Annotated in this window: 9 protein-coding genes; 2 read left to right on the top strand and 7 right to left on the bottom strand. The window is 69.6% G+C overall.

The annotated features are described in order from the left end of the window. Window positions 1-13: 13 nt before the first annotated feature. The 7 genes from KLK06_RS39090 to KLK06_RS39060 form a co-directional block, all read right to left on the bottom strand. A complete protein-coding gene (locus tag KLK06_RS39090; RefSeq protein WP_214640694.1) occupies window positions 14-955 on the bottom strand; it encodes a hypothetical protein in 942 nt (313 codons plus the stop codon). Between the two features lie 190 nt (window positions 956-1145). Further along, window positions 1146-3716 carry an ATP-dependent chaperone ClpB gene (clpB, locus tag KLK06_RS39085; RefSeq protein ID WP_214640693.1) on the bottom strand — a complete coding sequence of 857 codons (2571 nt, stop codon included), beginning with the start codon at window positions 3714-3716 and terminating at the stop codon, window positions 1146-1148. Between the two features lie 5 nt (window positions 3717-3721). Beyond that, window positions 3722-4072, bottom strand: coding sequence for a heat shock protein transcriptional repressor HspR (locus KLK06_RS39080; protein ID WP_113703558.1), 351 nt, complete (start codon window positions 4070-4072; stop codon window positions 3722-3724). 3 nt (window positions 4073-4075) lie between these two features. Then, the gene (gene dnaJ, locus KLK06_RS39075; RefSeq protein WP_214640692.1) at window positions 4076-5260 is read right to left on the bottom strand and encodes a molecular chaperone DnaJ; all 1185 of its coding nucleotides are present in this window, start codon (window positions 5258-5260) and stop codon (window positions 4076-4078) included. 23 nt (window positions 5261-5283) lie between these two features. Next, complete coding sequence (gene grpE, locus KLK06_RS39070; RefSeq protein ID WP_214640691.1) at window positions 5284-5880, bottom strand: nucleotide exchange factor GrpE; 597 nt, start codon at window positions 5878-5880, stop codon at window positions 5284-5286. Next, window positions 5880-7751, bottom strand: coding sequence for a molecular chaperone DnaK (dnaK, locus tag KLK06_RS39065; protein ID WP_214640690.1), 1872 nt, complete (start codon window positions 7749-7751; stop codon window positions 5880-5882). Before dnaK ends, grpE begins: the two co-directional genes overlap by 1 nt. A 177-nt stretch (window positions 7752-7928) precedes the next feature. Beyond that, a complete protein-coding gene (locus tag KLK06_RS39060; protein ID WP_250906669.1) occupies window positions 7929-8387 on the bottom strand; it encodes a hypothetical protein in 459 nt (152 codons plus the stop codon). A 92-nt stretch (window positions 8388-8479) separates the two neighbouring features. Between KLK06_RS39060 and KLK06_RS39055 the strand changes: the two genes are divergently transcribed. Continuing rightward, on the top strand, window positions 8480-9361 hold the full coding sequence (locus KLK06_RS39055; protein WP_214640689.1) for a proline dehydrogenase family protein: 882 nt from the start codon (window positions 8480-8482) through the stop codon (window positions 9359-9361). 17 nt (window positions 9362-9378) lie between these two features. Further along, window positions 9379-10173, top strand: coding sequence for a pyrroline-5-carboxylate reductase (gene proC, locus KLK06_RS39050; protein WP_214640688.1), 795 nt, complete (start codon window positions 9379-9381; stop codon window positions 10171-10173). The last annotated feature ends 13 nt before the right edge of the window (window positions 10174-10186 follow it).

Genomic DNA, 10186 nt, shown 5'->3' with positions numbered 1-10186 from the left:
CCGCAACATCGCCTCACGCGGTGTGGCGGACTGGGCAGTGAGTCACGCTGCCTGACGCGGACCTCGCCGCCGAAGCCAGCGACGGTGAGGAGCTGCAAGCTCGGTCGTTTACGGCCGAGAAGCTGACGGGGAGTCTCTGGATCAGGCCGTTGGCGTCGTCGATGGCGGGGGCGTGCTCAGGCACCTCCGGCAGTACGGGGGCGACGGTCTCGCGCTTCACCTGGTCGACGGGCGGGAGCGCGTTGACGGGCTGGAGCGGGTCGACGGGCGACTCGGTCACGGTGCCCACTATGCGCGAGCCGGCTGCGGGCATGTCCACGGGCAGCTTGTCGGTGCGTGGCAGGCGGCGCAGTGTGGGGAGGTCGGGTGCCTCCGCCAGCCTCGACACGTCTGCCAGGCCCGCCGTGCCGGGGATGCCGCCGGGGAGCGTCGCGGCGCCCGCGGTGGCGGCCATCCCGCCTTGGTCGGCGATGTTCATCACCGAATGGCCCGTCGCCAGGCCGGCCACGCCGAGCCGGTCGGCCAATCGCACGGCGGCCATAGACAGGCGGTCGGACAGGTCGACGGCCAGGCGGTCGGTTCGGCGGTCGGACAGGTCGGCGGCCAGGCGGTCGGTTCGGCGGTCGGACAGGTCGGTGGTCAGGCGGTCGGTTCGGCGGTCGGACAGGTCGGTGGTCAGGTGGTCGGTTCGGCGGTCGGACAGGTCGGTGGTCAGGTGGTCGGCGGCCGACTGGACCGGCTTGCCGCTCCATGACCCGTCCAGTACCACCAGATCCGTGCTGGCGTCGCAGACACGGACCGTGGACGCGGGCGACGTCACATCCGCCGACGGGCCGGTACAGGCATCCGTGGCGTCGAAGGCGGTGCGGGCGGCCGCGGGGCCCGCCGCCATCCAACCCACTGCCACGGTCAGCATGGCCACCGTGAGGATGCCGCGGAACTTCCGAGATGACACTGCACGTCCTCCTGCTTCGGCTTTCGGTGATGCGACGAAAGCCGAAGCTAGCCACGACCGGGTCCGCCGCGTGTCGGCTTGCCAGAAGGGTGGCGCAACACTTGACGACGGAGGGCCGCCGTTGACCGTGCCATGAAACGCCGACGCCCGGAAACCAGCCGGTTTCCGGGCGTCGCGCGAGCGCGGGGGGTCAGCCGCGGGCGATGGTGAGCTCGTCGTCGCCCAGGTCCACCAGGACGCGGTCGCCGTCCACGACCTCGCCCGACAGCACGGCCTTGGCCAGCTTGTCGCCGATCGCCGACTGCACCAGGCGGCGCAGCGGGCGCGCCCCGTACATCGGGTCGTAGCCGGTGAGCGCCAGCCACTCGCGGGCCGCGTCGGTGACCTCCAGCCTGAGTCGGCGGTCGGCCAGTCGCCGGGCCAGGCGCTCGACCTGGAGGTCGACGATGCGCGTCAGCTCTTCCGAGCCGAGCGCGTCGAACAGGATCACGTCGTCGAGCCGGTTGAGGAACTCCGGCTTGAACGCGTTGCGCACCGCGCCCATGACGGCCTCGCGCTTGGCGCCGTTGGCCAGTTTGGGGTCGACCAGGAACTGCGAGCCGATGTTGGAGGTGAGGATCAGGATCGTGTTGCGGAAGTCGACGGTACGGCCCTGGCCGTCGGTCAGGCGGCCGTCGTCGAGCACCTGCAGCAGGATGTCGAAGACCTCGGGGTGGGCCTTCTCCACCTCGTCGAGCAGCACGACCGTGTAGGGCCGCCGCCTGACGGCCTCGGTGAGCTGGCCACCCTCCTCGTAGCCGACGTAGCCGGGAGGCGCGCCGACGAGCCGGGCGACGCTGTGCTTCTCGGAGTATTCGCTCATGTCGATGCGGGTCATCGCCCGCTCGTCGTCGAACAGGAACTCCGCCAGCGCCTTGGCCAGCTCGGTCTTGCCGACACCCGTCGGGCCGAGGAACAGGAACGAGCCCGTGGGCCTGTCGGGGTCGGAGATCCCGGCCCGGCTCCGCCGTACGGCGTCGGAGACGGCCTGTACGGCCTGCTGCTGCCCGATGAGGCGCTGCCCCAGCTCCTCCTCCATCCGCAGCAGTTTGGCCGTCTCAGCCTCCAGCAGGCGGCCCGCCGGGATGCCCGTCCAGGACGAGATGACCTCGGCGATGTCGTCGGGGCCGACCTCCTCCTTGACCATGGCGTTGTCGGGGGTGGCGGCCTCGGAGGCGGCCCGCAGGGCTTGCTCCAGGCGCGGCACCTCGGCGTACATGAGCCGGGAGGCGGCCTCGAAGTCGCCGTCGCGCTGCGCCCGCTCGGCGCTGCTCCTGGCCTCGTCGAGCTGCTTCTTGAGCTCGCCGACCTTGTTCAGGCCGGCCTTCTCGGTCTCCCAGCGGCCGACGAGGGCGTTGAGCTCCTCCTGGCGGTCGGCCAGCTCCTTGCGGAGGCGTTCGAGCCGCTGGATGGAGGCCTCGTCGGTCTCCTTGGACAGGGCCAGCTCCTCCATCTTCATCCGGTCGACGTTGCGCTGGAGCTGGTCGATCTCGACGGGCCGTGAGTCGATCTCCATGCGCAGCCGGGAGGCGGACTCGTCGACCAGGTCGATGGCCTTGTCGGGGAGGAAGCGGTTGGTGATGTAGCGGTCGGAGAGCGCGGCGGCGGCGACCAGCGCGCTGTCGGCGATCTGGACCTGGTGGTGGGCCTCGTAGCGGCCCTTGAGCCCGCGCAGGATCGCGATCGTGTCCTCGACCGTGGGCTCGCCGACGTAGACCTGCTGGAAGCGGCGCTCCAGCGCGGGGTCCTTCTCGATGCGCTCGCGGTACTCGTCGAGGGTCGTGGCGCCGATCATGCGGAGCTCGCCGCGGGCCAGCATGGGCTTGAGCATGTTGCCCGCGTCCATCGCGCCCTCGGCGGCGCCCGCCCCGACGACCGTGTGCAGTTCGTCGATGAACGTGACGATCTGCCCGTCGCTCTCCTTGATCTCGGAGAGCACGGCCTTGAGCCGCTCCTCGAACTCGCCGCGGTACTTCGCGCCCGCGACCATCGCGCCCAGGTCGAGCGAGATGAGCCGCTTGTTGCGCAGCGACTCGGGCACGTCGCCGGCCACGATGCGCTGGGCCAGGCCCTCGACGACGGCCGTCTTGCCGACGCCGGGCTCGCCGATCAGCACCGGGTTGTTCTTGGTGCGCCGGGACAGGACCTGCACGACGCGGCGGATCTCGGAGTCGCGGCCGATGACCGGGTCGAGCTTGCCGCTGCGGGCCCGCTCGGTCAGGTCGACGCCGTACTTCTCCAGCGCCTGGTAGGTGTCCTCGGGGGTCTCACTGGTGACGCGGGCGTGGCCGCGTACCTTCTCGAAGGCGTCGAGCAGCGCCTGCGGGGTCGCCCCCTGGGACTTCAGCAGCTCGGCCATCTGGCCGCCGTCGGTGGCCAGGCCGACGAGCAGGTGCTCGGTGGAGACGTACTCGTCCTCGAGCCGCTTGGCCCGCTGCGCGGCGGTGTTGATCACGGTCAGCAACTGGCGGGAGCTCGACGGCGCGCTCACGGTGGAGCCCTGCGCCTTCGGCAGCGCGGCGAGCTGCTCCTCGGCCTTGGCGCGCAGCGTCTTCCAGTCGGCGCCGACGACTTCGAGCAGCGGGATGGCGGTGCCGCCCGTCTGGGCGAGCAGTGTGGTCAGCAGGTGCGCGGGCGCGATCTCCGGATTGCCCTCCGCGGCGGCACGCCGCATGGCCCCGGAGAGAGCTTCCTGGCTCTTCTGGGTGAGCTTGTAGTCCATGTGTTCTAGGCCCCCGGTGGCAGCTCGTAGCGGATCAGCGCCCTGACCATCTGCATCTCGGCGCGGAGGCGGTGAACCTCCTCACGCAGCCGCAGAGCCTCGTTCTCGAGCTCGAGAATCCGCTTGATGCCCGCGAGGTTGATGCCCTCCTCCTGGGAGAGCCGCTGGACCTCGCGGAGCTGGATGATGTCGCGGGTGGAGTAGAGGCGGCCGCGCCCCGCCGTACGGCCTGGACAGACCAGTCCGAGCCGGTCGTACTGCCGCAGCGTCTGTGGGTGAAGACCCGACAGTTGCGCGGCCACCGAGATCACATAGACCGGCGTTTCGTCTGACAGGTCGAAATAGTTGGCGTCCATCGGCTACTCGCTTCTGGCTCTCTGTATGAGATCAGCCCGCGGGTCCTCGCCCGCGGTCGCGGTGTTGAACTCCGTGAGGAGTTCGCGGGACTTGTCGTCCAGCGTCTTGGGGACGACCACCTCGACAGTGGCGAGCAGGTCGCCCTTGGTGCCGTCCTTGCGGGCGACACCCCTGCCGCGAACCCGGAACGTGCGGCCGTTGGGTGTGCCCGTCGGGATGCGCAACGTGACCGGCAGGCCCTTGAGTATCGGCACCTTGATCTCGGCGCCGAGCGCGGCCTCGGAGAACGTCACCGGCACGGTGATCGTCAGGTTGTCGCCCGTCCTGCCGAACACGGCATGCGGCTTGACGTGCGCGAGGATGTAGAGGTCGCCGGCCGGGCCGCCGTTCTCGCCCGGGGCGCCCTTGGCCTTGAGCTTGACCCGCTGGCCGTCGGCCACCCCCGCGGGGATGCGCGCCTGGATGTTGCGGGTGCTCTTGGCCCGGCCGCTGCCCTCGCACACGGGGCAGGGGTCGTCCACGAGCAGGCCACGGCCCTTGCAGTCGCGGCAGGGCTCGGAGAAGGCGAAGTTGCCCAGGTTGCGGCTGGCCGCCCCGGTGCCCTCGCAGGTCGGGCAGACCCGCGGGGTGGTGCCGGCTTTGGCCCCGGTGCCGCTGCACGCCGTGCAGGCGGCCGAGCTGGTCAGCCGGAGCGACACCGTGGAGCCTTCGACCGCTTCGGTGAACGTGAGCGTGACCTCGGACTCGATGTCCTGCCCACGCCGCGGCCTGGTGGTGCTGGTCGTACGGGCCGAGCCACCGCCGCCGCGGTTGAACAGCCCGCCGAACAGGTCGCCGAGCCGCTCACCCGCACCGTGGCCCTGCTGCTGCTGGCTGGCGGTGCCGCCGAACAGGTCGCCGAAGTCGAACGGGAAGCCGCCACTGCCGGGACGCTGGCCGCCCACCCCCGACCCGAACAGCGTGCGCGCCTCGTCGTACTCTTTGCGGCGCTTGCCGTCGGACAGGACGTCGTAGGCCTCGGAGACCTCCTTGAACTTGGTCTCCTTGGCCACGTCGCCCTGATTGGTGTCGGGGTGGTATTGCCGGGCCAGCTTGCGGTAGGCCTTCTTGATCTCTTCGGCGGTGGCTGACTTGGGCACACCAAGGACGGCGTAGTAGTCCTTCTCCAGGTAGTCCTTGGTGCTCATCTATCGCCCTTCGTTCTTCTTCGTCAGTTGTCGTCGTCGGACGCCGCAGGGGCGTCTTCCGGCTCCGCCACGGCCACCCGCGCCGGGCGGAGCACCCGGTCACCCATCCGGTAACCGGGCTGTAGCACCTCGACCGCGGTCGGCTCGGTGACGTCCGGCGAGTAGCTGTGCATCAGCGCCTCGTGAACGGTCGGGTCGAACGGGTCGCCCTTCTGCCCGAAGGAGTTGAGGCCGAGCTTGGTGACCGCCGCTTCCAGTGACTCTGCCACCTTCGAGAAGCCACCGGTGAGCTCGCCGTGATCACGTGCCCGCCCGATGTCGTCGAGCACGGGCAGGAGCTCCTGGAGGGCGCTCGCGACGGCCTGCTCGCGAACCGCGACCCGGTCACGCTCGACCCGCCTGCGGTAGTTGGTGTACTCCGCCTGGAGGCGCTGCAGGTCGGACGTCCGCTCGGAGAGCTGCGCCAGCAGGTCCCCGTCCTTCGCCGCCACCTCGGTGGGGGCGGGGGGAACGGGGGTCTCCTGGTCCTGCGGACGTTCGCGCACCTGGCCCGTCTCCGGGTCGATCTTACGGTTGTCGCGGATCACCGGCTCGTCGTGCCCGTTGTCACGCGTCGGCATCACTTGTCCTTCTTCGGCTGGTCTTCATCGACGATCTCGGCCTCGACCACGTCCTCGTCGGCCTTCTGCTGCTCACCGGCCGCGGCGTCCTGCGGAGCGCCCTCGTCGCCGGCCTGCTGGCCCTGGCTCTGCGCGTAGATCGCCGAGCCCATCTTCTGGCTGACGGTCGCGAGCTTCTCGGCCGAGTTGCGGATGACGTCGGTGTCGGTGCCCTCAAGAGCCTTCTTCAGCTCGGCGAGCGCGTCGTTGACCTCGGTCTTGATCTCGCCGGGGACCTTGTCGTCGTTCTCGCGGAGGAACTTCTCCGTCTGGTAGGCGAGCCCGTCCGCGTTGTTGCGGACCTCGGCCTCCTCGCGGCGCTTCTTGTCCTCCTCGGCGTAGGACTCGGCCTCGCGCATCATCCGCGCGATGTCGTCCTTCGGCAGCGCGGAGCCGCCGGTGATCGTCATCGTCTGCTCCTTGCCCGTGCCCAGGTCCTTGGCGGAGACGTTGACGATGCCGTTGGCGTCGATGTCGAAAGTGACCTCGATCTGCGGGATGCCGCGCGGCGCCGGGGCGATGCCGGTCAGCTCGAACGTGGCCAGCTTCTTGTTGTACGAGGCGATCTCGCGCTCGCCCTGGTAGACCTGGATCTGCACCGACGGCTGGTTGTCCTCGGCCGTGGTGAAGACCTCGGAGCGCTTGGTCGGGATCGTCGTGTTGCGCTCGATGATCTTGGTGAAGATGCCGCCCTTGGTCTCGATGCCCAGCGACAGCGGGGTCACGTCGAGCAGCAGGACGTCCTTGACCTCACCCTTGAGTACGCCGGCCTGCAGGGCAGCGCCGATGGCGACGACCTCGTCCGGGTTGACGCCCTTGTTGGGCTCCTTGCCGCCGGTCAGCTCCTTGACGAGCTCGGACACGGCGGGCATGCGGGTCGAGCCGCCGACGAGCACCACGTGGGCGATGTCGGAGATCTTGATGCCGGCGTCCTTGATGACCTGGTGGAACGGGCCCTTGGTCCGCTCGAGCAGGTCGGCGGTCAGCCGCTGGAACTCGGCCCTGGTCAGCTTCTCGTCGAGGTGCAGCGGGCCCTCGGACGAAGCGGTGATGTAGGGCAGGTTGATGTTGGTCTCGGCCTGGCTGGACAGCTCGATCTTGGCCTTCTCCGCCGCCTCACGCAGGCGCTGGAGGGCCATCTTGTCCTTGGACAGGTCGACGCCGTGAGCGTTCTTGAACCGGTTGGCCAGCTCGTCGACGACCCGCTGGTCCCAGTCGTCACCACCGAGGTGGTTGTCGCCGGAGGTCGCCTTGACCTCGACGAAGCCGTGGCCGTCCTCCTGGCCGACGTCGAGCAGGGACACGTCGAAGGTGCCGCCGCCGAGGTCGAAGACCAGGATCGTCTGGTCCTGCTCCTTGTCGAGCCCGTACGCGAGCGCCGCCGCGGTGGGCTCGTTGATGATGCGGAGCACGTTGAGGCCCGCGACCGTGCCGGCCTCCTTGGTGGCCTGGCGCTGCGCGTCGTTGAAGTAGGCCGGGACGGTGACCACCGCGTCGGTGATCTTCTCGCCCAGGTAGGCCTCAGCGTCCTGCTTCAGCTTCTGCAGCACGAAGGCGCTGATCTGCTGGGGGGAGAACTTCTTGCCGTCGATCTCCTGGGACCAGTTGGTGCCCATCTCGCGCTTGACGGAGCGGATGGTCCGGTCCACGTTGGTGACGGCCTGTCGCTTGGCGACCTCGCCGACCAGGACTTCGCCGTTCTTCGCGAAGGCGACCACGGACGGCGTGGTCCGCGAGCCCTGCGCGTTGGCGATGACGGTGGGCTCACCGCCCTCGAGGATCGAGACGACGGAGTTGGTCGTCCCAAGGTCGATACCTACCGCACGTGCCATGAGTACGTCCCTGTAGTTAAAGTTGAGTCGGTCAGACTCAACGTACGAATGCCGGGGGTGTTTGTCAAACAGCTTGAGCCTACTCGACTCAACCCCGCACCGAGCACCCGCATTCCCCCCTCAAAAGCGAAACCCCCGACACAACAGGGGTCGTGTGCCGGGGGCTCATCGGGAGGTTCAGGACTTGGCGCCGTCCACGACCTTGCGCTTGCCGAGTGGCGACTTGAGCTTGACCGTCGTCGTCTTCTCCACCGCGATCATGATGCAGGCGACGTCCTTGGCCTTCGGGGCGGTGCCCTCGTAGAGCGTGACCGTGACGCGCTTGCCCGTCTCCTTGACCTTGACCCGGTCCAGGACGCTGCACGGGGCCACGCCCGACCACCAGGTCAGCTTGAGCTTGCGGCCGTGGGACGTCGGCTGCGCCTTGGTCCAGCGGACCTTGTGCGTGTTGATCGTGTCGCCCGTGGGCTTGACCGGTTTCGGGGACTTCGTGGGAGTCGTCTCGGCGGGACCGCTCGCCACGGGGTCAGTGGTGACCGGCACCTGGGGGGCGGGGGCGGGGGCCTGCTTGGCAGGCGCCGAGGCCCCGCAGCTCGTCGCAAGCACCAGACATCCGGCCAGAAGAGTCGCTGTCATTGTGCGCATACTTCTAGGACGAATGGGATGCCTCGGAGGTTCAGCCGCGAGGATCCGGCGGATATCGCCCCGGTGAAGTTAGGGTTGAGTACGTGCTGCGTCAGGCCCTGATGGCCGTCTCCAGGAGCGACCTCGCCGAGCGGGTCCTCACCACATCGCCGCTGACCAGGGACGTGGTCAGGCGCTACGTCGCCGACGACGTCGGCGCGGTCATCGCCCGGCTGACCCGCGACGGGCTGCTGGTCACCGTCGACCACCTGGGCGAGGACGTCACCGACCGCGCGCAGGCCGAACACTCCGTCCAGGACTACCTGGCGCTGCTCGGCCGGCTGCCCCGGGACGCCGACGTGTCGATCAAGCTGACCGCGCTGGGGCTGCGCCTCTCCGAGCAGCTCGCGCTGGACAACGCGGCCACCGTCTGCGAGGCCGCCGCGGCCAAGGGAGTGACGATCACCCTCGACGCCGAGGAGCACGACACGATCCCCGGGCTTCACTCCGTGCACGCCACGCTGCGCAAGGAGCATCCCGACGTGGGCGTCGTGGTGCAGGCGTACCTGCCGGACGCCCGCGAGCGCTGCGAGAAGCTCGAGGGGGCCAGGGTGCGGCTGTGCAAGGGCGCCTACACCGCGCCCGGCGCCTATACCGCCCCGGCCGACATCGACCGCTCGTTCGTGCGCTGCCTCAAGGTGCTGATGAACGGCACCGGCTATCCCATGGTCGCCACGCACGACCCTCGGCTGGTGGAGATCGCGTCGGCGCTGGCCGTACTGACCGGGCGGGACGCGACGGGCTTCGAGCATCAGATGCTGTACGGCGTGCGGCCCGCCGAGCAGGCCCGCCTGGCCGGGCTCGGCGCCCAGGTGCGCGTCTATGTGCCCTACGGCACCGACTGGTACGCCTACCTCATGCGCCGCCTCGCCGAGCGCCCGCGCAACCTGGCCTTCTTCGCCCGGTCGCTGGTCAGCAGGCACTAGCTAGGTAGGCTACCGGCGTGATTGCGATTCTGGGCACGGGCAAGATGGGCGAAGCCCTCCTGTCCGGGCTACTTCGGGCAGGGTTCAGTTCGGGCGACATCATGGCGACGGCCCGCAGACCTGAGCGAGCGCAGGCGCTGCGTGAGGCGTACGGCGTGCGGACCGTCACCAACGCCGAGGCCGCCAAGGCGGCGGAGACGCTCATCCTGGCGGTCAAGCCGCAGGACATGGCGACTCTGCTGGCCGAGATCGGCCCCTACGTCCCCGCCGACCGCCTGGTGATCACCGCTGCGGCGGGCATTACCACCGCCTTCGTCGAGCAGCGGCTCGGCGTCGAGGTGCCGGTGGTCAGGGTGATGTCCAACACGCCGATCCGCTTCGACGAGGCGATGAGCGTGATCTCGGCGGGCGCCCACGCCGGCGAGGAGCACCTCAAGCACACCGAGGACCTGCTCAAGCCGGTCGGCAAGGTGCTGCGCATGCCCGAGTCGCAGCAGGACGCGGCCACCGCCCTGTCGGGCAGCGGGCCCGCCTACTTCTTCTACCTGGTCGAGGCCATGGTCGACGCGGGGATCCTGCTCGGCATGCCCAGGGCTGCGGCGCTCGACATGGTCACCCAGTCGATCGTGGGTGCCGCCGTGATGCTGCGCGACTCGGGCGAGCACCCGGTGATCCTGCGCGAGGCGGTCACCTCTCCCGGCGGCACCACGATCGCGGCGATCGCCGAGCTCGAACGGCACAGCGTCCGCGCCGCCTTCCTGGCCGCCATCGAGGCCGCCCGCGACCGGAGCCGCGAGCTCGCCTCCGGCTGAGCCCAGAACCGGG

The sequence above is a fragment of the Nonomuraea sp. NEAU-A123 genome (assembly GCF_018603905.1).
Taxonomy (GTDB): Bacteria; Actinomycetota; Actinomycetes; order Streptosporangiales; family Streptosporangiaceae; genus Nonomuraea.
Note: the sequence above shows the minus strand (reverse complement) of the source record. Positions and strands in the feature narration are given on the sequence as shown.

What these genes read in the sequence shown, in the direction of transcription:
- clpB (WP_214640693.1), bottom strand. Translation starts at nt 3,716, where the DNA reads ATGGACTACAAGCTCACCCAGAAGAGCCAGGAAGCTCTCTCCGGGGCC.
- KLK06_RS39080 (WP_113703558.1), bottom strand. Translation starts at nt 4,072, where the DNA reads ATGGACGCCAACTATTTCGACCTGTCAGACGAAACGCCGGTCTATGTG.
- dnaJ (WP_214640692.1), bottom strand. Translation starts at nt 5,260, where the DNA reads ATGAGCACCAAGGACTACCTGGAGAAGGACTACTACGCCGTCCTTGGT.
- grpE (WP_214640691.1), bottom strand. Translation starts at nt 5,880, where the DNA reads ATGCCGACGCGTGACAACGGGCACGACGAGCCGGTGATCCGCGACAAC.
- dnaK (WP_214640690.1), bottom strand. Translation starts at nt 7,751, where the DNA reads ATGGCACGTGCGGTAGGTATCGACCTTGGGACGACCAACTCCGTCGTC.
- KLK06_RS39060 (WP_250906669.1), bottom strand. Translation starts at nt 8,387, where the DNA reads ATGACAGCGACTCTTCTGGCCGGATGTCTGGTGCTTGCGACGAGCTGC.